Source organism: Streptomyces sp. NPDC041970 (assembly GCF_055588985.1).
Genome location: NZ_JBVJCD010000053.1, coordinates 14,340 through 40,259, shown reverse-complemented (window position 1 = coordinate 40,259; position 25,920 = coordinate 14,340). Strand labels below are relative to the sequence as shown.

Genomic DNA, 25,920 nt, shown 5'->3' with positions numbered 1-25,920 from the left:
CGCCCTCGCTAGAAGGTTTGGGTTTTTGTTGGAGGGACGGACCCCCCCCCCTTTGTCCGATTAGGGGGGGGGGGGCCCCCCCCCCCCCCCCCCCCCCCGCCGCCGCCCCCCCACCCCCCCCCCCCCCCCCCCCGGACCGGCGGGCGACCGGAGACGGACGGCTCGACCGCGCCCGAGGCGAGTCGGGTGCACGCGGACGGCCGGGACTTCCACCGCGTCCCGGTCCCCGGCGACGGCGACTCCTTCTTCGACGCGGTGCTGACGGGGGCCCGCGAACAGGGCGTCCTGCCGCACTGGGCCGGGCTGGGGACCGCTGATCTGCGGGACCTGGTCCGGACCCGGCTGACCGGCTCCGAACTGGCCGATGCCCTGACCCAGTACGTGCCCGACCCCGTCCAGATGGTCCTGGACCACGTGCACGAACACATCAGGGGCGCGTCGGACGTCGCGGACCCGTGGGCGGACACGGCCTGGGACATGATCGCGGAGGCCGTCCTGGCGGGCGACGCGGCCATGTGGAGCCAGTTGCTGCGGGACAGCGGCTACGGCTCCCTGCTGGAGGTGGCGCCCACGCCGCAGGACGCGCGTCTCCTCGGCAGCGGCGGCCTCCTGTCCGAGGCGGCGGGCCGCTCCGACCTGGCGTCGTCCCCGTTCGGCCACCTGCTGCCCCAGGCGCTGGCCCACTCCATGGACATCGACCTGCGCATCGTGCACGGCGATTCCGTCACCGACCTCAACCCCGGCGGGCGGGGCGGCATCCTGTACGTCGCCTACGACGAGAGCGGCCACTACACGGCGCTCGCCACGGCCGGCTCCGCCTCGCGGGGCGCCGAGCCGGCGCACGGCCAGGACGTCCTCGCGGGTCGGCGGTCGCCCCTGGACCTCCTGCGCAGCGCGTTCCGGCGCACGAAGAACACTTCGCAGGACAGGGAGTTGGCCGCCCTGCGCGCCGCCCGTACCGAGGAGGCCACGGGTGTTCCGATCGAGACGCAGCTCGACCGGCACCGCCCGCCCCAGTTGGTCGCGTCCGGCGCCGAGCCGCCCGCGCGCGGGAGCGGGCCGGTGGTCTTCGAGGACGGCAGCCGGCTCCCCGAGGAGCTGGTCCGCCCCGGAGGGGTCAGGGCCGGCGGCTTGATGTCCGGCGCCGGCCGTATGACGTTGCGCGGGACCGACGAGGCGGCCGACCAGATCCTCGCCCGACTGCCGGCAGAGGTGCGGGCGCACTTCGACGAGGCCGAGCTGCGCCGCCTGTTGAATGACGAGCCCTCGGCGTTCACCGCGCCGCGCGGGGCCACGTTCGTGGTGCGCGGGAGCAAGGAGTGGAGTCCGGTGGGGCGCACCCCCGTGGGCTACGAAGTCACGGTCGAGGCCCTGCCGTACCACCGCTGGGAACGGTTCGCGGACCCCAAGGGGGCCTCCGTCCGGCTCGACACGGTCCACCGGGGCCAGGCGTCGACGGGCGTGCCCCGCTCAGTGGGAACGGCGCGCAAGGTCGCCGCCGCCACCACCCTGGGGGCGCCGATGCCGTGGATGGTGAAGGCGGGCGCTTCGTTCGGCCTCACGCGCCGCACGGACTACAGCACGGGCACGCAGATGTTCAACCAGACCGAGATGCGGGACTGGCAGGGTTCCCACCTCCACCTGGACGACGTGTACTACCAGGTGAGGATCGACAAGCTGACCCCGGCGCCCGCCCCGGAGCAGTCCTGGCAGCGCGCGACGCTGCCGCTGCGGCCCGACAGCGGCTTCCAGGTGCGCGCCGGGCTCACCTGGCGGCTCCAGGACACGCTGACCGAACCGTACGACGGCCCTGATCGCGCGCCCGAGAGGATCGACTTCCGCGAGGGGGACCTCCCCCGCGTCTCGGACACCGAGGCCGTCTACTTCCAAGACGCCCCGGAATCCCTCGTGCTCCCCATGTCCGGTGTGCGGCCGGGGAGTACGGCCCACCGCACCCTCATGTCGTTCCTGCGCCCCGCGCGCCTGCTGGGACTGCTCCCCCGACTGACCGGCCAGGTCGTGGGGCCGGAGCTGACGCGCGGCAGATCGCAGAAACCGCTGGGGCACCTGATCGTGGAGCGCGTCGTCCCGAAAAGAGCCACCCTGGTCACCGAGGCCACCCAGGTCGAGCTCCGCGACCTCACGCAGACCACGTACCAGAACGAGCGGTCACACGTCCGCGAGGCCCAGCTCGGTGGACAGGTCAGCGCCGGGCCCGCCCACACCCTGTCCGTCGGCCCGGCGACGAACCTGCGGGTGCAGGGCGGACCGGTGGGACGCCTGGACGTGAGTGCGGGTCGCACCCTCTACCTCGGCAGCTCCGCGGCGCGCAAGGTCACCGGCCGGACCAAGGGAACGCCGGTGGCGCTGTACCGGGTGGAGAAGACCCTGGACGTGCGCAAGCCGGGTCAAACCGAGACGCGAACCATCAACATCGTGACACTGGACTGGCTGCCCACGATCGAGGCGCGACGGCTCGCCGACTGGGACGCCCGTACGCCCGCCCAGAGCGCGGCAACGCCGGGACCGGAGCCGGTGGCGCCCCCCTACCTCACCGAGGACGGGCCCAAGCATCTGGGCCACACCAGGGTCGAGCGCTTCCACACCGCCGAGCTCCCCCCGATCGACGGCAGCCGGCCCCCCGCCGACCCGGCCCAGACGGCGACCCCGGCCGAGACGGACCCGGCGAAGGAGTTCGCCGAAGCGGTCGTGGCGCAGCTGAGCCGCTCCTACCCCGGACTGCTCCCCACGGCCGGGGTGAAGAGGCACCCCAGGCTGGCCCGGCTGCTCCACACCGACCGGCAGATCCAGACGATGCTGCACAACGAACGCCAGATACAGGAAGCACTGAACCGGCCCACGCTGGCCCAGAGCCTGGAGGCCCTGACGACCACCGGCGTCACGGTGAGCCTCACCGAGCACGGGTGGGGGCGCAACGGCCACCACACGCTGAAGCTCACCGCCGATCTGGACGAGCGGCAGTACGTGACGTCCCTCAGCGAGCGCTCGCTGCGCAACTCGGTCATAGCGACCCAGCAGTCGGGACAGGCGCAGTCGAGTTCGCTCAGCAAGTCCCTGGGGCTGGAGGTCGGCGTGTCGCCTCGGGACAAGGCCAAGTCCTCGCAGACCGGTTTCCCGCAGCGGACGGGGTTGTTGACGGCCGGCATCCGTCTCGCCTGGGGTCGGCAGCGGGCGACGCGGAACACGGTCGCGGTGACGAACGAGCACCTGACGATGCAGACCGCCGCCCACCTGTTCAGCTACCGGGTGCGGTTGAACGCCTCGTTCGAGGGCCACCGCAGGCCGCGCGGCTGGGCGCGGCTGGCCTCCCTGGGCGTGCTCGGCGCGGGCGTCTTCGTCAGCCGGGTCACCCCACCTCCCTTGCTCGCCGGGGACGCGGCGGTGGTCGGCCGGGTGGAGCTGGCCGTACCGGCGGCGCACAGCTCCCACCACTACGCCGCGGTCCCGCGGGGCCCGCTCCCGACCATCGCCGAAGTCCCGACCGAAGAGTCGGCGGACGCCTTGATCGACGGCACAGCCCCCCGACCGGCCGCGGACCCGGCGGACACCGATGCGACGGCGGCGCGCGAACTGCTCGGCCGCGCCTACTCCGTACTCAGCGTCGAAGGGGCGCCTCGTCGGCAGACGGGGGCGCAGGAGGCGGCCGCTCGGGCGAGCGGGCAGTCGTGGCACGTCACGATGCCCGGCGCGCCGTTGCACGACACGCTGAGCCGGGCGTCGGAGAACCTGTCGGTGGCGGGCCAGATCGGCCAGGCGCTCGGCCCGTTCGGCATCCGGACCACCGGCCTGATCGGCGCGGGCCCGTACCAGACGCACCATGTGAAGACGACCCTGCGGGCCCGGCTGCGGAACCTGCGGGTGATCGGCGAGCCGAGGCCGGGCAACATGGAGGTGATGACGGGCGCCGAACGCAAGATCACCGGCGGCAGTGCCTCGACCTTCCGGACGACGGTGGGGTTGCAGGGTTCGCTCGTGGTCCAACCGGACACGGCCCACCCCTTCCGCGGCACCTACGCGGCGGCGGGCCAGTACGCCCGGGGCTCCGGCTCGTCCCAGTCCCGGAGCATCAGCCAGGGTCGCAACGTCGTGCTCAAGCACAACGGCCGGATGTACCCGGTGATGGGCGACCTGCGGGAGACCGTCGCCGTACGGGACCGGTGGAGCGCGGCGCTCGGCCTGATCGGGACCCGCTCGGCCACCGCCGTGCAGTCGTGGGCGGGTCGGGTCCCGCCGTGGCTGCGGCCCGCTCTGCCGAAGCCCCGCCCGGCGGCCGCCGAGACCTACTCGGTCTCGGACGCGGTGGTGTTCCACGTGCCGATGGAGGACGCCATCGAGATGGGCCTCGCGCCCGACGGCCTCGGCGAACAGATCCCCAAGCACCTGGCGGGCGGCTACCGTGTGCCCGCGTACCTGCACCAGCGCTTCCCCACCCACGCCAGCGGCGTGCTGGACGCGAGCCGGCACGCCCAGGACCTGCTGCCGCGGCTGGAGGAGCTGGGGGTGCCGTCGCACGACCGCGACCAGGTGCTCCAGATGCTCTCCCCGGACTTCCTGCGCGCGCAGCTCCACCCCCTGACCTCCGAAGGCGTCACCCTGCCCGTCCGGCACCGCGTCTGGTCGCGCCCCGGCGACCTGCCGACCGGCGGCAGCCCCGGACAGGTGCGGTTGCGGCTCGTCCCCGTCACGACCAGGGTGGAGCGGTTGCGCCACGGCCAGGAAGTGGAGGACATCCGGCTCAACGGGAGCGACACCGAGACCTCCGAGTCCCACGACAGCGGCGCGGAGGCGTCCCTCGCCTTCTCCGGGGCTCCCGCCATGGGCAAGGGCGCGGGGTTCCTCGGCGTCGGCCCCACCATCCAGGGCACCGCCTCCGGCCAGGACCAGAGCGTCCGGTCCCGGAGCAGCGGCAAGGCGAACACGCCCACCATGTCCACCACGCTGTCGCACGCCGAACTCGTCACCGAGTACAAGCTGCAGGTGACCCTGGTGGACCGCGACGGCACCCCCCTCGTCACCTCTCCGCCGACGACGGAGGAGGACCCGGAGAATCCGGCGGCGTGGCAGGGCCAGGTCGGCACCCTGCGCGAGCACGTGTCGGTCCACCTGCTCACCCCTCAGGGGGCCGGCGTCGCAGACGTCACGCCGACCGCTCCCCCCCGCGCGGTCCAGGTCCTCGCGCCCGCGCAGGCCGATCGCGCCAACATGGAGGCATGGCGTTCGCAGGACAGCCTCCCCGTTCTGGACGACGCGTTGGGCACCGGGTTCCTCGCCGTGCACGCGCTCCAGGCCGACAACGTGTACGACGCGCTCACCCTCGCCACCGGCCAGGCGGACGGGGTGGGGGGCCGCCTGGCCGAGGGGGTGCTGAGCGACGAGGCGCTCGCCACGGCCGTACGCGAGGCCCGGCGCGGCCCGCTCACGGCCCTGGGCACCGCCCCCGCCCAGGCCCAGCGGGAGATCACCGGGCAGGCCGGGCTCACCTCCGGTCTGCGAGCGGCCCTGTCCCCGGAGGGGCTGTCGTTGCCGACGCTGTCCTCCTCCGCGGTGGTCGGCCAGTCCCACACGGCCGAGACGCGGTTGTACGCCAAGCTGCGGCGGGAGAAGGCCCAACTGCTCGCGGTCGAGAGCAAGCCGAAGATGGAGGGCACGGCTCGGGTCAAGGAATCGGAGTCCCACACCCTCGCGTCGTCCGGAACGGTGGAGGCCATGGTCGGCACCGCGCCGATGGCCGGTGCGACGGGCGCCGGCGTGATCACGCCCGGCGTGGCCGCCACCCTCGCCAACACCACCGACAGGACGGAGCGCAAGGGCGGTACGGAGTCCAGCGTCGGGACGAACCCGAAGGTGACCGGGCCGCGCAGCATGTTGTTCTCGCTGCCGGTGAGTTGGCGGACCGTCGTGGAGGCGGACCACAACGTGACCGACGCCCCGGCCCGCGCGTTCGGCCGGCTCCGCCGGGGCCCCCGCGTCACCGAGGCCGAGAGCCCCATGCTCGTCTGGGTGCGCGAGGACATAGCGAGGGACCTCGGGCTGCTCGACGACACGACCTTCCCGAAGGAGACGAGCGCCGCCTGGGACGCGATGGGCAAGGCCCAGGCCGACATGGTCGAGGGCGAGAAGCGCTATTACGACGCGCGGGCCCGCGCTCGGGCGGCGTGGCTGGACATGACGGAGGCCGAGCGGGAAGCGGCCCTCGCGGACCCGGAGGACGTACGGGGCGAGAAGTCCCCGGCCGTCGTCGACTGGCGGGCGGCCCGCGCGGAGGCCCTGCTGTGGGAGGCGCGCACGATCGAGGCGGCCGCCCAGACCCACCGGCTGCACGGGGAGGCGGCCCGCGTCACCGCGCTCCACTACGGGCGCGACGCCGCGCAGACCCCGGGCGCCGAGGAGACGCCCGCGGCCGCCCCCGTCACGTACCAGAAGCCGGCCTGGCGCTCGCAGGCCCCCGCGAAGTACACGGTCACCGAGCCGACGGCCTCGCGCCGCCGCACGCTCACCCCGCCGGCAGACGGGGCGGACGAGCACGGCCGGCAGCCGCTGGAGGTGCACGCGGTGCCGCGTGACGGCGCCTCGTTCTTCCACGCGTTGATCGCGGCCGTCCAGCACGGGGAGGAGCACGCGCAGCGCGGCCCGGTCACCTCGGACGAACACCGTGCCCGGGTGGGCAGGCTGCATGACGACCTGGTCGCGGCGCTGGCGAAGGACGCCAACGGTGACCTGCTGGCCGCCCTGGCTCCGGACAGCTCGGACACCTTCACCCAGCAGGAGCTGGCGGACGCGGGCGTGACGTTCGAGGGTCCGCACGAGCGGGAGTTCGCCGATCTCCAGGCCCTGCCGGAGACGCGGTGGCTGGAGGATCGGGAGCGGTTGGCGCTCGCCACCCAGGCCCTCTCGCGTCCGCTCACGAAGGACCCGCAGGCCTGGGACCACGGAGCGGCCGACGTGCTGCCCGCCCTGGCCGCGCGGGTCCTGGACAGGCCGGTCACGGTGGTCACGGCCGCCGGCGACCACCAGACGTTCCCACCCGCCCGCGCGGCCGACACGGCCACCTCCGCCGCTCCTCTTTCGGGATTGACGCTCTACCTGGCGGACGGCCGCTTCCACGTGGCGCTCCCCGAGGGAGCCCCCGTCCCCTTCCCGAAACGGAAGGAGACGGACAAGGGCAGGGCCGCCGGCGCGGACGCGGAAAGCGACTTCGAGGACGAGAACGAGAACGAGAACGAGAACAGCGAGGACCAGCAGGAGAAGAGGTACAAGAGCCGCAGGACCACGGAGCGGGGCGAGGCCACCGGGCCGAAGCATCCCAGTTACGCGACTCCGCCGTGGGCTCCGCCGACCGCCGAGGACGCCACCCGCTACACGGTGGACCGGAACAGCGGCAACCTCACCGCACCGGACAGGACGACGTGGACGCGCATCGCCGCACAGCCTTCCGACGCGGACGACACCTTGGCCGACACGTTCCACCGGGCCTGGGAGGCGGCCTCCCGGTCCACGAACACGTCCTCCGCGGCCGGACCGTCCTCGGACACCGCGCCGACGAGTGAGGAGGTGCGTCAGCGGCTGCGCGCCGCCTTCCCCGCCCCCTGGACCCCGGCCGCCGACCGGGCGATGGCCCAGCGGGCGGCGGAGACGCTGAACGCGACCGTGACCTTCGTGGAGGAGAACGGCGCCGCGCACACCTACCGGCCCCCGGCCCCCACCGGCCCCGGCTCCTCCGCCGCGGCCGCCGCCTCCCTCCACGTGGCGGTGCACCGCAGAGGCAACGACCTCTTCGCCCTGCAGCAGGAGGTGGCGTTCGAGGTGAGCACCCTGTCCGGACGGCAGACCGCCCGGACCGACGTCCCGTCGCAGCGCGAGACGGCGAGCGGCGGCATCCCGGCGTCGCCATTGCCCGAAAGCGGTTCGCAGGGCGATACGAGCGGTTACGGGAACGCCCAGGGGATCGCACCCGCGCCCACCGCCCCGCCTCCGCAGCAGGCACAGGCGCCCGCCCAGGCTCAGTCGAGCTCGGACAACGCCACGAGCCTGCCGACCTTCGGCCCTGGGACCTTCAAGTTCGTCGCCGAGCTCCAGGGCGGATCCAGCAGGCCGTGGCGCGTCCGGGTCGACGGGACCGAGAAGGTCTTCAAGTTCAGCCAGCAGCGGGGGCGGACTTCGTTGACGCCCGCCGGGGTTCCGGGACCGCTCACGGTGCCCGAGCCCCAAGACGCCGCCAAGAGCTCGGCCGAAGGAGCCAAGCAGGCCAAGAAGAGCACTTCTCTGCCGGCGGAGGAGATCATGCTGGCCGAGATGCTGACCGGCAAGATCTACCAGGCGGCCGGGGCCAAGGTGCTCCCAGCGGCGTTCGCCTGGGTGGCGACCGGCAACGAGACGGAGGCGGAGTGGAGCCTGGCCCAGGTCACCGACTTCCGGACGGTGGATCAGAACCGCCCGAGCGCGGCGGAGATCGCCTCCATGGCGGACTTCCTGCCGTTCGTCGGCCTGGACGTGGTGCTGGCCATCTTCGACCTGCGCAAGCCTCCGAACTGGATGAAGATCGGTGCCGACCTGTACCGCCAGGACCTGGGCGGAGCCATGTACGTCAGCGCCCAGGGCGCACCCAAGCGGCCGGAGGACTTCATGGAGTCCACGGACGTCTCCCAGACGATCGACAGCATGTCCAACAGCCGGCACAGCACCGGCTCGCCCTACGCCGGCGTGCCGCCGGAGAGGTTCGCCGAGTCCCTCATCGACCTGGACAAGCGGCTGCCCCCGGCGGTGATCGAGCAGTTGGTGAATGCGAGCGGTCTGCCCGAGGCCAAGCGCCCAGGGCTCATCGCGGCCCTCAACGGCCGGATCGACTCAGGAGTCCAGTGGGCCCGCGGCTTCGCGGAGCCGGTGGCCCTGTTCGGCCAGCAGGTGAGTCATGGCCTCGAAGCGGACCCCGAACCGGAGACCGAGCACGAGTGGCCGGACACGCTGGCCGACCACGCGCTGCGTTTCCGGAGCAACCGCCGACTCGCCGGCGAACAGCGCGCCCAAATCGAGACCATGGTCACCTACCTGCGGAACGAGTTGTTCGTTGCCGCCGCAGGCACCCCTATGGTCTGGACACTGCGGGATCTCGAAGCGCTGTTGGACCCCGACAATCAGCTCCTCGAAGCGCTGGACAACGCCGACGCGCAGCGCATCGAAGCGCTGAACAACGCCAACGCGCAGCTCTTCAAAGGGGACCTGGACATGGCCGCCACTGCGCAGAGACTGCACGACCAGATCATGGACTGGCCGATGGAGTCCGCCCCCGAGCCGCTGCCGACCCTCGCGTCATCACTGCACGCTTTCGCCACCCTCGTCGGCGACGCGCAGCGAGACTTGGCCGAGATGACCGACTTCGTCCAGCAGGAGCGGCGTTCCGACGACCCGTATGCCGTACCTTCGTTGGTCGGCCCCGAAGAGCTGCTGAACGAAACCCAGTACACGGCGGACATGGCCAAGAAGCTGCACGACGATCTCCTGCGCCTGCAGGGCAAACACCTCGTCCGCCGGGTGAGTCAGGCGGAGGAGGAGAGTTATAGGAGCGCTGCGAGGGCACAGGACGTCGACACGGCGATCAAGGACCTGTTCGACACCAAAGGTCACGAACGCGGTGAGATCGTCTTCTCCGTGGAGGATGTGTTCATCCTTTCCCGGGAGAAGGCCTGGGCCGCGGCGGTCAAGGCCGAGGTCCAACGGCGATTCGCCGGTGAACCACCGACGCAGAAGGTGCCCGACCTGGGTGCCGGGTACGCGCGCGTGGTCGAGATCCCGATCACTCCCGAGCTGTTGGATTTCCTCCAGAAATACGCGTACTTCAGCACCCCGGTGACGGCCAAGCCCAACGCGTTCATGCCCAACCCCAACGTCAAGTACGAGGGCGCGGCCGGCGGGACCGGCGACGCCGAGGGCATTCCCAACGTCGTGGTGAAGAAGCAGGGCTTCGGTCACTTCCTGGCCGCCACGCGGGCGATCACGTTCGTCGACGCCGCCCGGAGCGCGACGATGAGGAGGCTGTGGGAGAAGGAAGTACAGGAAGGCGTGGACCGCCTTCGAGAGCTCGCGCGACTCCGGAAGGAGAGCGAGAAGAAACCCACCAAGAAGAAAACCCCCGCCGCGGAGGAGAGCGACTTCGACGCCGACGGGCCCGACCTCTTCGGCGACCTCTTCTCCTGACGGCGCCCGGCCGAATGGCGACCGACCGGGCCTCGCGGAGCCTCGGTCGGTCCAGAGCACCAGGCGGGTCCGGGCGGTGCTCTCCGTTCCGGCCACCCGCACCCGGCGGGTGCGGCCTCCGGAGGCCGGCCGGGTCTTGCTTCCGCGCGTCCCCCATGGCGGAACGACGGGAAGGCGCGAGGCGCACCCGCGCCGTGTCAGGTGGCCGGCTCGGAGGCGTCGCGCTCAGCCTCGCGGACCACGGTCGGCGGGCTCGAAGCGGACCGGGTGTCGATCGTGCCGGGCCCCGGGCGCGGGAACGGACCGCCGGCTCGCGGTCTGGGACCTCGGACCCCGGCCGCGTCGGACGCGCAGCCGAGGCAGACGCCGCGCGCGGCGTGGCGCCCCGATCCGGTCCGGCGTCAGGCGGCGACCCGCGTGCGGGGCCGCGCCCCTCCGGACCGCCTCGGGGCGTTCGAGGCCACGGCGCCATGCGGGGTGGGCGACGTGATCGCGTATCCGCAAGGCCTCCGGCCGCCGACACGACCGTGCTCGGCCGCAACCCGGCCGCCCGCCGCTTCCCCGTCCGGGAAGCGCACCACTCGACATGCCCGTCCCCCGGCGCGCCCCCTTCCGTCCATGGGGACATGTCGCACCATAGTGGGTTTCATGAGCACGGAACCGATCGATGAGCCCCGCCCCGAGTCACCGTCCGGCGCGCCCGGACCTCCTGGCGCCGCCGGGCCCGACCACGTCCTCGTCGGGGTCGGGATGGCCGCCGTCGCCGCGGTCGTCCTCTGGGCGTGGCTCGGTGACGCGTCCTTCGACAGCGTGTCGTCCACGAGTCTGACGTGGGTGCTGGACAACTTCGGCTGGCTGTTCGTCGTCGCGGCGGACGTGTTCCTCGTGCTGTGCGTGGTGATCGCGTTCGGCCGGTTCGGCCGCATCAGGCTGGGCAAGGACGACGCCGAGCCCGAGTTCGGCAATCTCGCGTGGATCGCGATGATGTTCAGCGCGGGCATGGGCATCGGACTGATGTTCTACGGGGTCGGGGAGCCGCTGACGCACTACCTGACGCCGCCTCCGGGGAGCGGGGCGCAGCCCGAGACGGCCGGGGCGGCGCAGGCGGCGATGGAGTACTCGTTCTTCCACTGGACGCTGACCCCGTGGGCGATCTACGGCATCGCGGGGCTCGCCCTGGCGTACGCCGGATTCCGCAAGGGGCGCGGCAACCGGCTCAGCGCCACGTTCGTGCCGCTCATCGGGGCCCGGCGGGCGGAGTCCTGGCCGGGGCGGGTGATCGATCTGTTCGCCGTCTTCGCGACCGTCTTCGGTACGGCCACCAGCCTCGGCCTCGGCGCCCTCCAGGTGGCGGAGGGCCTGGATCTGACGGCGGGCGTCGACGCCACGCGCACCGTCCAACTGGTCATCATCGCCGTCCTGTCGGCGGCGTTCGTGCTCTCGGCGTTCACCGGTCTGCACCGGGGCATCAAGTGGTTGTCGACGCTGAACATCGCGCTCGCCGCGGTCCTGATGCTCTTCGTCTTCCTGCTCGGCCCGACGGTCTACATCCTGGACACCATCCCGGCGTCCGTCGGCAGCTACCTGCAGAACCTGCTGCCGATGGCGACGCGCACCGGCGCCTTCTCCGACCACGACTGGCTGGGCGCGTGGACGATCTTCTACTGGGCGTGGTGGCTGTCGTGGGCGCCGTTCGTGGGGACGTTCATCGCCCGGATCTCGTCCGGCCGGACGATCCGCGAATTCCTCCTCGGGGTGCTGCTGGTGCCCAGCGGGGCGACGGTCGTCTGGTTCTGCGTGATGGGCGGCACGGGCCTGCGGCTGGACGCCACCGGGGAGGCCGACCTGACGGGCACGGTGGAGGACGGGGCGGAGGCGTCGCTGTTCGCGATGCTGGACGCGCTGCCGATCGGCACGGTCACGTCGTTCGTCGCGGTGGTCCTGGTCATGACGTACTTCATCACCAGCGCCGACTCGGCCTCCCTGGTGATGGGCTCCCTGACCAGCCGCGGGGCGATGCACCCGCCGTCCTGGCTCGTCGTGGTGTGGGGCGTGCTCATGGCGGCGGTGGCGGCGGTCCTGCTGGTGGTGGGCGGCCTGGACTCGCTCCAGACCGCGACGATCCTGGTGGCCCTGCCGTTCGTGGTGGTCATGCTGCTGCTGTGCTGGGCGCTGCTGAAGGAGCTGCGCGAGGACCCCGGCGCGGGGCCGGCCCGCCGCCACGCCCTGCACGGGCTGCGCGACGTCGTCCGCACCATGGTCGGCGACGCCGTCGAGGAGCGGGCCCAGAGCCACCACCGGCTGCGCCGGGCGGCGAGGGCCCGCTCGGACGTCGACGACGGGTGACGAGGCCTACACGGTCTTGATCATCCCGCCGTCGAGCACCACGTCCGCCCCGGTCAGGTTGGGCGCCGCCGACGACGCCAGGAAGGCCACCAGCGCGGCCACCTCCTCCGGCTCCGCGAACCGCCCCGTGGTCACCCCCGCCTCGCCCGGCAGCACCTCGACCAGCTCCTCCAACGTCAACCCCGCCTCCTGGGCGAGCCGTTCGCCCTCGCTGCCCGGCTCCGTCCACACCCCGGTGCGGACCAGGCCCGGTGTGACGGTGTTGACCCGGATGCCGAGGGGCGCGAACTCCTCCGACAGGGATTTGGAGAGGTTCGTCAGGGCCGCCTTCGCCGCCGAGTACGCCGCCACCGAGGGCAGCGGTACGCGCGCGTGCGCCGAGCTGATGTTGACGATGGCGCCCCGCCGGTCCAACAGGCTCGGCAGGCACGCGCGGGTGGTGCGGACGGTGCTGAGGAAGGTGAGGTCGAACTCGTTCCGCCACTGCTCGTCGTCGATCGTGAGGAAGCCGCCCTTCTGGGGGAGGGTGCTGGCCACGTTGTTCACCAGGATGTCGATGTGCCCGAGCTTCTCCAGGGCGTACGCGGCCAGTTCGGCCGGGCCCCCGGGGGTGCTCAGGTCCACCGCGAGGGCGTGCGGGGTGTGCCGGGCCAGTTCCGGGCCGGGGGTGCGGGAGCCGCCGACCACGAGGGCGCCCTGCCGGGACAGTTCGGCGGCGACGGCGAGGCCGATGCCCCTGCCGGCGCCGGTGACCACGGCGGTCCGGCCGACCAGGGGAAGGGGGTTCTGGGAGAGAGACATGGGTGGGTCCGATTCGTCGGGGGGGGGAAGCGAGCGGGGTCGAGGGGGGCGCGGCCGGGGCGGGTCAGTGCGTGATGTCCTCCAGGACCTCGTCCGCCGCGCGCTCGCCCGAGCGGACGGCGCCCTCCATGTAGCCGGGCCAGTGGTCGGAGGTCTCCGTGCCCGCCCAGTGGACGCCGGCGACCGGCTCGCGCAGTGCGTGCCCGTAGCGGGAGAGGACTCCGGGGGCGCTCACGGCGACCGGGCCGCCGCGCGACCACACCTCGTTGTCCCAGCGGACGAAGCCGTAGTCGGTCATCCGGGCGGCCCGCGGCCCGAAGTAGTCGACGAACGACTGCCGGCACTCCGCCACGAACCGTCGCTCCGACACGTGGTCGAGCCGGCGCATGTCCTCGGGCCGGACGAACCCGAGCAGCACGTACCGGTCGCCGTGGTGGCTCTCGTAGACGCAGTCGACGGGCCGCCCGTCGCCGACCAACTGCCCGGACAGCCCCTGCTCGCGCCACCAGGGCCGGTCGTACACGGCGACGAACTTGCCGATCGACCCCATCCGGAAGCCCGCGGCCAGCCTCCTGCGCGCCTGCGGGAGGGCGGGGCTGAAGCCGATCCGGGACGAGATCGCGGGCGACACGGCGACGATCACCCGGCGGGCCCGGTGGACGCCCCGGTCGGAGTGGACGTGGAGCAGCCGGCCGTGCCGGGAGACGTGCCGCACCGGGGCCCCGTACACGATCCGCGGGCCGATCCGGGCCGCCATCCCCAGCGGGATGCCGGCCGCGCCCGGCCCTCCCAGGAAGCTCTCCTGGGCGCCGCCGCGGGTGGCCATGAGGCGGTCGTACGTACCGGGGTGGTCCGCGTCCCCCGCGGCGGCGTAGTAGTTCATCATGTAGAGCGCGGAGAACTCCTCGGGCGGGGTCGAGACCACCGCGGAGCCGCTGACCCGGCCGAGCACCAGGCGGGCCGCCGCGTCGGAGGTGCGGCGGGCGATCCACTGGGCGTAGGAGATCGCGTCCAGTTCGGCCGCGCGGGGGTGGCGCCAGGGCTCTCCGACCGGGAAGTCGCGTGCCAGCGCGTCGATCTCGGCGATGGCCCGGTCCACGTCGGCTCCCCCCAGCTCGGGGGGCAGCGGGGAGTCCACGGAGTAGCGGATGGGGCTGCCCTGATACCAGAAGACGCTGTCGCCCTCCTGGTGGGTGGGGACCACGGGCACGCCGAACTCCGCGGCCAGGGCGTACATCCGGTCCTGGGTGGGGCCCACGAACTGCGCGCCGCCGTCGACCGTCCCGCCGCGGTGGGTGCGGACGTTCCACACCCGTCCGCCGGCGCGGGTGCGGGCCTCCACGAGCCGGACCCCCAGCCCGGCGGCCGCCAGGCGGCGGGCGGCGGCGAGGCCGGCCAGTCCCGCGCCGATCACCACCGCGTCGTCGACCCGGTCCCGACCGCCGGCGGGAGGCGGGGCGGCGTGGGCCGCGAGCGGCCCGCTCGCCATGACGGCCCCGCCGGCGGCGAGCGTTGAGGTGAGCACCGAACGGCGCTTGATGCCGGACATGACGGACACTCCTTTGCGCGGAGGGACAGGAGGAACGGGCGGGTGGGGGCGGGCCGTTCAGCCGCGGCGGGAGCCGGCCCACGGTGTGGCGCGCCACTCGGCGGCGAGCATCGCGTAGACGCACTCGCTGCCCCAGTCGCCCTTGAAGATCAGCGAGTCGGTGAACTCGGCCTCCTTGCGCAGGCCGAGGCGTTCCATCAGCCGGGCGGAGGCTGTGTTGCGGGCCTCGCAGCGGCCGATGATCCGGTGCAGCCCCAGGCGTTCGAAGCCGATCCGGAGCATTTCGACGGCCGCCTCCCCGGCGAGCCCCCGCCCCTGGTGGTCCGGGTGCAGCACATAGCCGAACTCGCCCTGCCGGGCCGCCTCGTCGAGCCAGACCAACTGGGTCCAGCCGATCACGCGGCCCTCGTGCTCGACGGCCAGCAGGAGGACGTCGCCCTGGCGGGTCAGGGACGTACGGGCGCAGCGGTCGGCCAGCTCCCGCGCGTTGTCCTCGCGGCCGCGCGGCTCGTTGAAGAGGTAGCGCGCCACGTCCGGCCGCGACTCGAACGCCCACATGTCGTCCTCGTCCCTCGGGGTGAAGGGGCGCAGGGACAGCCGGTCGGTCCTGATCGGGCCGACGATCCGCACGGCGGCGGTCGGTTCGGTACGGGTGGTCATCGGTGGCCTCTCGGGTTCGGGCGGCCGACGTGGTCCCGGCAGCAGCCGGGGCGTCGGCCGGCGGGGGTCGTGAAGCGCGCGAGGTGCGCGGCGGGGGCGGGTCGCACGTCCTCGAAGGGGGCGAGCAGCTCGGGGACGGTGTGGGCGTGCCCGTCCACGAAGACCCGTTCGACGCGCGCGGCGTCGGCGATGTTCCGCAGCGGGTCCCCGTCGACCAGCAGCAGATCGGCGCGGGCGCCGGGGCGGACCGCCCCGAGCAGGCCGTCCGCGCCCAGGCTGCGGGCCGCGTTCACCGTCGCCGTGCGCAGCGCCGCCACCGGGGTGAATCCGTGCCGCACCAGTGCCCTGAGGTTCTGGTGGATGCTGATCCCGACGTCGTCCAGCGGTGCGTCGGTGCCCGCCACGACGAGCCCGCCCCGCTCGTGGACGCGCAGCAGCAGGTCCACGTCCCCGGCCGTCCAGGCCGCGTCGAGTCCGGCCTCGGGCCGGTCGGCGCGGTCCGCCTTCGCCAGCAGCCGCGCGTACTCCCACGGCGGGAACAGCGTCCGGGTGCGGCGGTCGTGCAGCAGGTCGGCCGAGACCGCCGCGGCGCCGCCGGCGTACAGCTCCCCCGCGAACAGCAGGGTGGTGGAGACCCACATGCCCGACGCGACGAGCAGGTCCACGGTGTCCTCGGCCGTGCGGCCCCCGGCCGCGCTGAGCGTGCGGGAGTACCCGAGGCGGTTGCCGCCCCCGGTGTGCTCCATGCCGTGCAGCCCGGTGCGGGCCGCCGGATACAGGTAGTGCGAGGTCACCGGGGTCCCGCGGGGGGCCAGCCGGCGCACCAGCGACCGTTCGAGCCGCACCGGGAGCCGCTGGTAGGACTTGACGACGTCGTAGTCGAAGAACTCCACCCGGCGCAGCTCCCGTTCGAGCTGCTCCTCGCCGACGACCGCCCGCATGAAGCCGAAGGAGACCCGCGTGCCGTCCAGGGGTTCGCCGGAGCCGAGGTAGCGGGGGCCCACCATCGCTCCGGAGCGCAGTGCCTCCCGCGTCTCGGCCATGCGGTACACCGGGTCGCCGGTGGACCGGCTGGTCGTGACGCCGTACGCCAGCCACAGCGGTCCCTGCCGGCTGCCCCAGGCGGCGCCCCGCATGTGCCAGTGGTTGTGGGTGTCGATCAGCCCCGGCAGGACGGTCAGGCGGCTCGCGTCCACGGTGGGGGCGGGAGAGCCGGGCCGCACGGCGCGCACCGAGGCGACGCGGCCGTCCTCGACGACGATGTCCACGTCGCGGCGGTAGCCGTCCGACTCCCCGTCCCACAGCCGTCCGGCCCGGATCACGGTCCGGGGCGGCGCCGGACGGCTGCGGCAGCTCAGCATGACGGGGCCGCGCCGGTGCGGGGACTTCCCGTCCGCGTCCAGCACGACCGGTTCGCCCAGCGACAGGAAGAGCACCTGGCCCCGCGCCGACACGGAGACGGAGTCGGCGACGAGGGGGGAGAGGGCGACCGGCGGGCCGGACACGGTCCCGTCCTCCGCCACCGGCACCCGGTGCAGGAGGCTGTCCAGGACGACCAGGAGGTGCCTGCCGTCCGGGGTCCACACGGGGCCGTCGTCTCCCCGCGTCCCGATCGACCGGTGCGGGGCGACGGCCTGGTCCCGGACGGAGCCGCCGGCCAGCTCGACGATCCGTACGCCGTGCAGCCCGGCGGGATCGCGTTCCGAGCCCGGCAGGTGGACCGCCATGGCGACCAGGCGGCCGTCCGGGGAGAACGCGGGCCGCCCCGGATGGTCGGTCGGCGCGGCGATTGGGACGTCCGCGCCGTCGGACAGGTCCAGCAGGCGGGTGGCGCCCGCCTCGTCGTGGTACGCGACGAGCGTGCCGTCCGGGGAGATCCGGGGACGCAGCGCGCCCTCGGCCCGCCGGGTCAGCCGCTCGTGCCGCCCGTCGCGCGGGGTGAACCGCCACAGGTCGGGGCCGCCGTCGCGGTCGCTGGAGTACACCAGCGCCGACCCGTCCGGGGTCCAGTCGGGGTCGGTGTTGGCGTATCCGTCGGCCACCACCCGCCGCGGCCGCTCCCCGAACCGCTGGGTCCACAGCGCGCCGAGCGCGCCGAAGCACATCGACGTGCCGTCCGGCGAGATGACCGGGGCGACCACGCCGACCGCCGGGGCCTCGGCGGGCGGGTGGGGCGGGCGTCGGCGGGCGGGAACGCGGGCCGGGGCCGCCAGACCGAGGGCGAAGGGGATCTCCGCACGCCGCCCGGCCACCGCGCCCGGAGCACGACCGACCGCGCGCCGCCACAGCCGCCCGTCGGCCGCGTACACCAGGGCGCCCCCGGTCGGCCACGCGGCGGGCAGGGGGGCGGGCTCCTCCCCCCGGCCGGTCACCGGGACGCCGTCGACGTACAGCCGGGCGCGCGGCCCGGTGACGCCGACCCAGGACAGTCGGCCGCCGGGGCCCGCGCCGGTGCCGCGCAACGCGGTCCCCGCGTCCGCCGTGTGGACCACGCCGACGTCCCCGGTCCGCAGGTCGTACGTCTCCACCGAGGCGTCGTCGACGACGTACGACAGGCGCCGCCCGTCGGGGTGCCACGCGGGCGAGTGGTACGCCCGCCCGTCGTCGGCCCCGACGAGCGGGCGCGCCCGCCGACCGGCGGCCTCCCACAGCCACACGGCGCTCGTCCCGCCCGCGTCCGAGACGTACGCGACGGCCGAACCGTCCGGGGAGACCGCCGGATCGAGGTCGTACTGCGGGCCCGGCGTGAGCCGGGTGACCTCCCGGCTGCCCAGGTCGACCACGGCGATGTCGTACCTGCCGTCGCGGAACGACTGGAAGGCGAGGCTGCGCCCGTCCGGGAAGAACGACGGCCGGCCGGCGTCCTCCACGTCGTCGGTGAGGCGGCGGGCCGTGCCCCCGGCCAGGGGCAGCGTCCAGATGACGTTGTGGCCGTCGAGGGCGAGCGTCCGGCTGGGCCGGTGGACGGAGACCCCGAGGTTGACCGCATGACGGACGAGGAGCCGGCCGTCCGCCTCCGGCTCCGCGGCGCGGGCCGGGGCGCCCGGTGCGAGGGCGGCGCCCCCGGCCAGTGCGGTGGCCGCGCCCCCCTTGAGCGCCCCGCGTCGTGACAGCGTCATGCGGTCTCCTCCCGTGGTCGTGGGCTCAGCCGCGCGCGCCGCGCAGCGCGGTGACGTACCGCTGGAACCCGTCGTGGTCGCGGTGGCTGGTGATCTCTACGAACCCGGCGGCCGACAGGATGGCGACCACCTGGTCGGTGACGGCGTCGTAGTGCTCGACGGCGAGCACCCCGCCGTCCCTCAGGAGCCGGGCGGCGGCCTGCGCCACCGAGCGGATCAGGTCGAGCCCGTCCCAGCCCGAGTAGACGGCCTCGGCGGGCTGGTGCACGCCCCACTCCGGCGGGATCCGCAGGCTGTGCGGGACGTACGGAGGGTTGGCGGTGACCAGGTCGACGCCGCCGTCCCGGTCGGACAGGAGGTCCGGGGCCGTGACGTCGCCGGCGAGGAAGTCCACGCGGGACTCCACGCGGTCGGCGAGGTTCGCCCCGTTGCGGACGGCGTACTCCAGAGCGGTCTCGGAGAGGTCCACGCCGGTGACGGTGGAGCCCGGCCGCCGCGCGCCCACCGCCAGCGCGATGGCGCCGGACCCGGTGCAGAGGTCCACCGCGCGCAGCGGGCCCTCCGCCGTCCGGGCGAGGGCGTCGGCGACCATCGCCTCCGAGTGCACGCGCGGCACGAACACGCCCTCGCCCACCTCCAGGGGGAGGCCGAAGAGGGTGGCGCGCCCGGTCAGGTACTCCAGCGGCACCCGCTCCACCCGCCGGTCGACCAGGGCCCGCAGCCGCTCCACCGCGTCCGGGGCGATCTCCGCGTCCAGGTCAAGCGTCCGGGGGGAGTCGGGGTCGTGGCCCAGCGCGTGCGCGGCGAGGGCGAGGGCGTCGGGCCGGGGGGTCCAGACGCGGGCCTGGGTCAGGCGCTCCGCGGCCCGCCGGACCTCGTCGCCGACCCGGACGGCGGGCGGCGTCGGCGCCCCGAACCTCTCGCGGCAGTTGTCGTAGTAGGAGCGGATCCACTCCGTCATCCGGGGGTGCAGCCGGGAGGAGGCGAGCAGCTCCGGCGGCGGGGTGAAGTCGGGGTCGATGCGCTCGGCCCAGTCGCGGTAGGTGGCCTCCATGTCCGGGCCGAGCATCTCCTGCCAGTCCGTCGGCACGTTCCAGTGGTGCTCGTACCCGGTGGCCAGCATGTGCTCCACGGTGGTGCGCACCGTCTCCTCGCGGGAGGCGCCCTCCAGCGGTCGCCGCTCGGGGACGAACAGGTCCAGGTCCAGCTCCCCGGCCTCCCCGTGCAGCCGGGCGGCGAACTCCTTGGCCAGCAGCGGCGAGAGGAAGAGCCCGTCGCGGTAGGTGCCGGTCATCATCCACAGTCCGGGAAGCGGCGTCTCGCCCAGGAGCGGGAAGCCGTCCAGGGAGACGGGCCGGTTGCCGACCTGCACGCCGACGACGCTGCTGGACCACAGGTCGCGCCGGATCTGCCGGTGCGAGCACTCCAGCAGGAAGAGCAGGTCGCGCATGACCGGGTCCGCCAGCGGACGCGGGTTGATGATGTTGGTCGCGCCGATGTACACGCGTGCCGTGCCCCGCGGCACGACGTGCAGCCCGCAGGCGAACGCCCTGTTGGGCGTGCGGATGACCGCGTCGGGCTGGGTGCCGTCCTGGGTGGTCACCACGGCGGAGACGCCGTACCCGGCGACCAGCCGCGGGATGCAGTCGCCCAGCCCGGCCACCGAGTCGACCAGGTCCTGGGAGCCGACGCCGCCGGCGAGGACCACCGAGGAGCCCTCGACGACGGTCCCGTCGTCGAGGACGACCCCGCGCGCCCGGTCGCCGTCGCGGACCACGGACACCGCCCGGTGGTCGTGGAACACCACGCCGAGCCGGCGGGCCGCGGCGTCCAGCCGGCGCAGCAGCCGCCCGGAGTCCACGGCGTGCTCACCGGGTATGTGCATCGCCTTCAGGGGGCGGGAGTTCGGGTCGGGGTCGAGCCAGTCGACGTCCGCCGGGTCCACGGACTCGTAGGCCTCGCCGTGCTTGTCGAGGGCCTGCTGGATGGCGGCGTAGTTGTCCGTGTCGATGGGGCCGGTGCCGACGGTGTTCAGGAGCACGGTGGTGCCCTTGGCGGTGATCAGGTCGGCGCCGTCGCCGGCGCCGTCGGCCAGCGTCTCCAACCAGCCGGGCCACACGTCCTTGGCCTTGAGGTCGAGTGCGAACTTCGCCTCCCCGTAGGGGTGGGCGAGCAGCGAGGTGGTCACCTCGCCGAAGCAGCCGAGCATGGCCCCGGCGGCGGTGGAGGCCGCGTAGGGGCGCTGGGCCGGTCCGACGAGCGCCACCGATGCGCCGCGCTGGGCCAGTTCGACGGCGAGGGAGGAGCCGAGGGAGCCGTTGCCGACCACGACGACGTCGTGACCGGTGTGCGCGTCGGGCAAGGACATGCGGGTCTCCTAGCGGAAGGCGTACGGAAACGGGCAGGGAGGAGCCGGCCGGCGGGGGCCGGCCGTGCCGTCGGAGGCGGAAGGTGAAGCGTGAGGACGCGGGAAGGAGGAGCGCCGGGGCGGGCGGGGGTCGCCGGCCCGCCGTCGGGGCCCGGTGGTTCAGACGGCGCCCAGGAGGGCGGCGAGCTCTTTGATCTGGGCGGCGGTGTGCGTACTGGACAGGGCGAACCGCAGCAGCCCGGTGCCCCGCGCCACGACGGGGTAGAAGACGGGGAAGCAGAGCACACCGGCCTCCCGCAGCCGCACCGCGGTGGCGAACGCGGCCTCCTCGCTCTCCAGCGCCAGCCCCCGGATGGGCGAGCGCGTACCGGAGTTGACGATGTCGGCGCCGGCGAGCAGTTCGTCGAAGAGGGCGGTGTTCGCCCACAGGTCCGCCTGGAGGGCGGCGACCGTCCCGTCCAGGTGCATCCGGGCGGACTCGGCGTTGGCCGCCATGTGCGTGACCATGTTCGAGTGCCCGAAGACCATCGTGTTGCCCTCGCGGCGCAGCACGTGCAGGTCGCGTTCGGCGTGGGTGAGGACGAAGCCCCCCGACCCGCCGAAGGCCTTGGACAGCGAGCCGACCAGCAGGGTGTTGGCGGGCACCCGGCCGCCCAGCGCCACGTGGGCGTAGCCGGCGCCGTGCGGGCCGTCGATGGACGTGCCGTGGGCGTCGTCGATGTAGACGTACCCGCCGTGGCGCTCGGCCGTCTCCTGGAGGCGGGCCACGTCGATCAGACCGCCCATGGAGCCGATGCCGTCGACCAGGATCACCGGGGTGCGCCCGGTGGCGCGCGCGGTCCCCATCGCCTCGGCCAGGCTCTCCGGGTCCTCCATGGTGAACCGGGTGACCGGTCCGAGCTGTTCGAGGACCCCCCGCAGGACCTGCATGGAGGCGTGCGCGGTGCGCTCGACCACGTAGAGCGGGCCCGCGGCGGAGACCGGGTAGCCGGGCAGCACGTTCGCGCCGAGCAGTGGCAGCAGGCCCAGGTGCACGCTGCTCACCGAGTTGAAGACCAGGGCGTGGAGGCCGGGGTAGATCTGCCCGAGCATCTCCTCCAACTCCCGTGCCTCGGCGGGCTCCATCGAGTTGCGGGAGGAGGACAGGTGTATCCCGTAGGCGTCGACGGCGGCGCGTACCGCGTGGACCATCCGGGGGTGGTTCTCCAGGCCGAGGTAGGAGCACGAGACGAACTCCACGCAGCGGGAGCCGTCGTCGAGGGTGAGCGTCTTGCCGTCGCGGGCGGAGACGGTGTGGCCGGTGAGGCCGGCTCGGACCGCGCGGTCGTACATGGCGGTGGTCGCCGCGGACCGGCGGGCGACCCAGTTGGCGGCCGGGTCGGCGCCGGTCCGGGGGCTGGGGACGGTGGGCGTGTTCACACGGACTCCTGGGGGGTGGTCGGTGTGGCTGGGGTGGACAGGGCGCGAGCGGCGTCGGCCGCGAGGGCCGGCAGCTCGGGGCCGAACCATGCGGTCAGCTCGGCGAGGGAGCGCCGGAAGGCGGCCTCGTCCTGCCGGGCCGTCCAGGCGTCCAGGTCGGCCAGGCCGCGGGCGAGCCCGGCCCTGGCCGCGGTGCTCGTCGGGCCGGAGCGCTGGATGTCCCAGTAGGTGTCGGGCGAGGCGGTCAGCATCCGCGCGGTCAGGGCCAGCAGCAGCCGGGTCGGGGGCGGGACGCAGGTGAGGGCGTCCGGCGGCAGCCCGGCTCCCGCCAGCGTCCGGGCGAACGCGAGGAGCGCGGAGTGGGTCGCCGTCTGCACGGTGTTGAGGTAGGGGTCGTGCTCTTCGGGCTCCAGCGCGCGCACCCGTGCTCCCGTCGCCGCGATGCGGTCGAGCAGTACGGGTCCGAGTCCGCCCCCGCGCACCGTGCAGGCGGCCACGGCGTTGCCCCGCCACCCCAGGGAGGGGTGGAAGAGCGGGTTCAGGCTCAGGGTCGGCCGGGGGGCCAGCGCCGTCGCCGCGGCGAGGTAGCGCCGTTTGCCGGAGAGCGTGTCGACGACGGTGGTCGTGGGCGCGGTCCACCGGGCGAGGACGGGGACGGCGGCGAGGGCGGCCTGTTCGGGGACGGCGAGGAGGACGAGCTCCGCCTCGCCGAGCGCCTGCCGCAGTGCGTCCGTCGGGTCGCCGATGTCGCCGGTGAGATCGGCGCCGGACTCCGGTTCGGCGGCGGCGGTGCGGACCCGGCCGCCGCCCTCGCGCAGCAGCGGGGCGAACATCCGCCCGACCGGTCCGACCCCCACGACGAGGCGGGACGCCCCCGTGCCGGGGCTCACCGGCGCGCCTCCTCGCCGGGGGCCGCCGGGGCCAGGACGCCTCGGGTGGCGGCGAGCACGGCACGGGATTTGACGAGGATCTCCTCGTACTCGGCCTCCGGGTCGGAGAGGGCGATGACCGCTCCCCCGACGCCGAAGGTGCACGCTTGCGGGCTGTTGACGAGGGTGCGGATGACGATGCTCAGGTCGGCGGCGCCGGAGAGGGAGAACCAGCCGATCGCCCCGGAGTAGTAGCCGCGGGCCCGGCGCTCCAGCCGGTCGATGATCTCCATGGTGCGGACCTTCGGCGCGCCGGTCATGGACCCGCCGGGGAAGGTGGCCCTGACGCAGTCCGTGGCGGTGCGGTCGGGCCGCAGCCGGCCCTGGACCGTGCTGACGAGCTGGTGCACGTGGGAGTAGGTCTCGACGTCGAACATCTTCGGCACGTGGACGCTGCCTACCATGCAGACCCGGTTGAGGTCGTTGCGGAGCAGGTCCACGATCATCAGGTTCTCGGCCCGGTCCTTGGGGTTCTCGGCCAGTTCGAGCCGGATCGCCCGGTCGGCGCTCTCCGTCGCGCCCCGCGGGCGGGTGCCCTTGATGGGCTTGGCCTGGACCCGGCCGTCGCGGCTGACGGAGAGGAACCGTTCGGGGGAGGCGCTGAGCACCGAGACCTCGCCCATGCGCAGGTACGCCCCGAAGGGCACCGGGCTGAGGGCCCGCAGCGCGGTGTACGTGCCCAAAGGATTCTTCAGCGCCGTGCTCTCGGCCGTGTTGGTCAGGCAGATCTCGTACGACTCGCCGTCGGTGATCGCCTCCAGGCAGGAGCCGATGCTGTCGAGGTACGCGTCGCGGGGCTGGTCCAGCGTGAAGACGCGTTCCTCCTCGGCCGGCGCCTCGGGCCGGAGCGGGGAGGCGGCCGGCGCGGGGGCGGCGTGCCGCTCCACCGCCTCGGCGGTCCGCGCCAGCCAGTCGGCCGCCGCGGGCACGGTCCCGGGGGCGGAGGGGTCGGTGAGGGCCAGCAGATGGGCGGCGCCCTCCTGGTGGTCGATGACCACCGCGCGGTCGGCGAAGACCAGTTGGCCGTCGGGCAGCGCCGAGCGGTGGTGGGCCCGGCCGTGCGTCTCGGCCTTCAACTCGTACCCGAGCACGCCCACGTACCCGAGGTTGAAGTCGGTGGGCAGGTGGGGCGGGTGGGGGGTGCGGCGCGCGGTGAGCTGCTCGTCGAGGTAGTCGAACCAGCCCCGCTGGACGGTGGTGGTCCTCCCGTTCGCGGTGACGGTCCAGGTGCGGTCGGAGACGGCGTACGCCAGGTGCTCGGCCAGCGGTCCGGAGTCGTCGCCCATCATGGTGAAGCGGGCGTGTTCGCCGCCGCCGGCGCTGTCGAGCCAGAACGCCGCCGGGGAGGTGCCGTACAGCTCGGTGAAGAGCGCTTCGGCGTCGGGCGCGAGGTCGATCCGCCGGTGCTCCACGTGGTAGCGGCCGCGTTCGGGCGCCGCCGGGCGGGCCGGGCGGCGCTCCTTGTGCCACTCGCCCGCAAGCGTGCGGAAGTTGTCCAGCAGCTCGACGCCGTACTGCGTGAGGATCGACTCCGGGTGGAACTGCACGCCCCACTGCGGCGCCGCGCGGTGCCGCACCCCCATCATCACCCCGTCGGCCGTCCAGGCGATCGCCTCCAGGTCGGCCGGCAGGTCGGTGACGGCGAGGGAGTGGTAGCGCACGGCGGTGAAGGGGGTGGGCAGCCCGGCGAAGAGCTCCGCCCCGCTGTGGTGGATGTCGGACACGCGCCCGTGCATGGGCTCCGGCGCGTGCACCACCCGACCGCCGTTGACGTGCGAGAGCCCTTGGTGGCCCAGGCAGATGCCGAGGGTGGGCGTCTCGGTCTGGCGCAGGGCCGCCAGGGAGAGGCCCAGGTCCCCGGTGTGCTGCGGTCGTCCGGGGCCGGGCGACACGACGATGCTGTCGAACGCCCCGAAGGACGTCTCGGTCCACGGGGTGTCGTTGGTGACGACGTCGGGCGCGCGGCCGTTCACCCGGTGCAGCAGGTCGTAGAGGTTGTAGGTGAACGAGTCGTGGTTATCGATGAGCAGAGTGCGCATGGTCGGTTATCTCCCTCACGATCTCTTCCACCCGGTCCTGGGACGACGCCTCCGCGCGGACCGGCTCCGGCGACCCGGCGCGCTCCTCCTGCCGGCACGCCTCGGAGATCAGTACGGCGAAGACGTCCTGCAGCGCCTCGGGGTTCAACCGGTGCTCCTCGGCGAACTCGGTGGCCCGCCGCAGCACGGTCCGCACCCGTTGCGGCTGCATGACCGGGATGCTGTGGGACTCCTTGGCCGACCCGATGCGGTGGACGCAGCGGAAGCGCAGCAGCAGGGCGTCGAGCAGGATCGTGTCGATGGCGTCCAGCTCCCGGCGGAGTTCTCCCAGGGGGTCGGGCGCGGTCTCCGCGGAGGATGGAGCGGTGGTGTCGGGCGGGGTGTCCACGGATCTCCTTTCGTCTGGAAAGCGCGTGACAGGGGTGGGACACGGGTGAGAGGGCAGGACGGGGCGCCCGCGCGGACCGGAGGGGCCGGG

The 25,920-nt window shown here is 73.8% G+C and carries 11 protein-coding genes; 2 read left to right on the top strand and 9 right to left on the bottom strand.

Translation table 11 applies throughout. The features are described 5' to 3' along the window. Window positions 1-186 precede the first annotated feature (186 nt). Both ACZ6EJ_RS22320 and ACZ6EJ_RS22315 read left to right on the top strand, forming a co-directional pair. Window positions 187-10,212, top strand: coding sequence for a hypothetical protein (locus tag ACZ6EJ_RS22320; protein ID WP_469269452.1), 10,026 nt, complete (start codon window positions 187-189; stop codon window positions 10,210-10,212). 648 nt (window positions 10,213-10,860) lie between these two features. Continuing rightward, window positions 10,861-12,558 (top strand): BCCT family transporter, encoded by a 1,698-nt coding sequence (locus ACZ6EJ_RS22315; protein WP_469269450.1) that lies wholly within the window; start codon window positions 10,861-10,863, stop codon window positions 12,556-12,558. Between the two features lie 6 nt (window positions 12,559-12,564). Here ACZ6EJ_RS22315 and ACZ6EJ_RS22310 read toward each other — a convergent pair whose 3' ends face one another. The 9 genes from ACZ6EJ_RS22310 to ACZ6EJ_RS22270 all read right to left on the bottom strand — a co-directional run bounded on the left by ACZ6EJ_RS22310 (window position 12,565) and on the right by ACZ6EJ_RS22270 (window position 25,830). Beyond that, window positions 12,565-13,359, bottom strand: coding sequence for an oxidoreductase (locus tag ACZ6EJ_RS22310; protein WP_469269449.1), 795 nt, complete (start codon window positions 13,357-13,359; stop codon window positions 12,565-12,567). 64 nt (window positions 13,360-13,423) lie between these two features. After that, a complete protein-coding gene (locus ACZ6EJ_RS22305) occupies window positions 13,424-14,908 on the bottom strand; it encodes a flavin monoamine oxidase family protein (RefSeq protein ID WP_469269447.1) in 1,485 nt (494 codons plus the stop codon). Between the two features lie 57 nt (window positions 14,909-14,965). Continuing rightward, complete coding sequence (locus tag ACZ6EJ_RS22300; protein ID WP_469269445.1) at window positions 14,966-15,568, bottom strand: GNAT family N-acetyltransferase; 603 nt, start codon at window positions 15,566-15,568, stop codon at window positions 14,966-14,968. Continuing rightward, window positions 15,565-18,687, bottom strand: coding sequence for an amidohydrolase family protein (locus ACZ6EJ_RS22295; RefSeq protein ID WP_469269443.1), 3,123 nt, complete (start codon window positions 18,685-18,687; stop codon window positions 15,565-15,567). The genes ACZ6EJ_RS22300 and ACZ6EJ_RS22295 overlap by 4 nt, the downstream gene beginning before the upstream one ends. Window positions 18,688-18,712: 25 nt before the next feature. Beyond that, window positions 18,713-21,055: a HemK family protein methyltransferase gene (locus ACZ6EJ_RS22290; RefSeq protein WP_469269441.1), complete on the bottom strand. Its 2,343-nt coding sequence runs from the start codon at window positions 21,053-21,055 to the stop codon at window positions 18,713-18,715. A 159-nt stretch (window positions 21,056-21,214) separates the two neighbouring features. Next, entirely contained in the window at window positions 21,215-22,474 is a 1,260-nt protein-coding gene (locus tag ACZ6EJ_RS22285) for an aminotransferase class I/II-fold pyridoxal phosphate-dependent enzyme (RefSeq protein WP_469269439.1), read from the bottom strand. After that, complete coding sequence (locus ACZ6EJ_RS22280) at window positions 22,471-23,364, bottom strand: prephenate dehydrogenase/arogenate dehydrogenase family protein (protein ID WP_469269437.1); 894 nt, start codon at window positions 23,362-23,364, stop codon at window positions 22,471-22,473. The genes ACZ6EJ_RS22285 and ACZ6EJ_RS22280 overlap by 4 nt, the downstream gene beginning before the upstream one ends. Beyond that, window positions 23,361-25,442 (bottom strand): aminodeoxychorismate synthase component I, encoded by a 2,082-nt coding sequence (gene pabB, locus ACZ6EJ_RS22275; RefSeq protein WP_469269435.1) that lies wholly within the window; start codon window positions 25,440-25,442, stop codon window positions 23,361-23,363. Before pabB ends, ACZ6EJ_RS22280 begins: the two co-directional genes overlap by 4 nt. Then, a complete protein-coding gene (locus ACZ6EJ_RS22270; protein WP_469269433.1) occupies window positions 25,420-25,830 on the bottom strand; it encodes a chorismate mutase in 411 nt (136 codons plus the stop codon). Before ACZ6EJ_RS22270 ends, pabB begins: the two co-directional genes overlap by 23 nt. Between the last annotated feature and the right edge of the window lie 90 nt (window positions 25,831-25,920).

Coding starts and splice junctions, on each gene's coding strand:
- ACZ6EJ_RS22315 (WP_469269450.1), top strand. CDS start 10,861: ATGAGCACGGAACCGATCGATGAGCCCCGCCCCGAGTCACCGTCCGGC.
- ACZ6EJ_RS22310 (WP_469269449.1), bottom strand. CDS start 13,359: ATGTCTCTCTCCCAGAACCCCCTTCCCCTGGTCGGCCGGACCGCCGTG.
- ACZ6EJ_RS22305 (WP_469269447.1), bottom strand. CDS start 14,908: ATGTCCGGCATCAAGCGCCGTTCGGTGCTCACCTCAACGCTCGCCGCC.
- ACZ6EJ_RS22300 (WP_469269445.1), bottom strand. CDS start 15,568: ATGACCACCCGTACCGAACCGACCGCCGCCGTGCGGATCGTCGGCCCG.
- ACZ6EJ_RS22295 (WP_469269443.1), bottom strand. CDS start 18,687: ATGACGCTGTCACGACGCGGGGCGCTCAAGGGGGGCGCGGCCACCGCA.
- ACZ6EJ_RS22290 (WP_469269441.1), bottom strand. CDS start 21,055: ATGTCCTTGCCCGACGCGCACACCGGTCACGACGTCGTCGTGGTCGGC.
- pabB (WP_469269435.1), bottom strand. CDS start 25,442: ATGCGCACTCTGCTCATCGATAACCACGACTCGTTCACCTACAACCTC.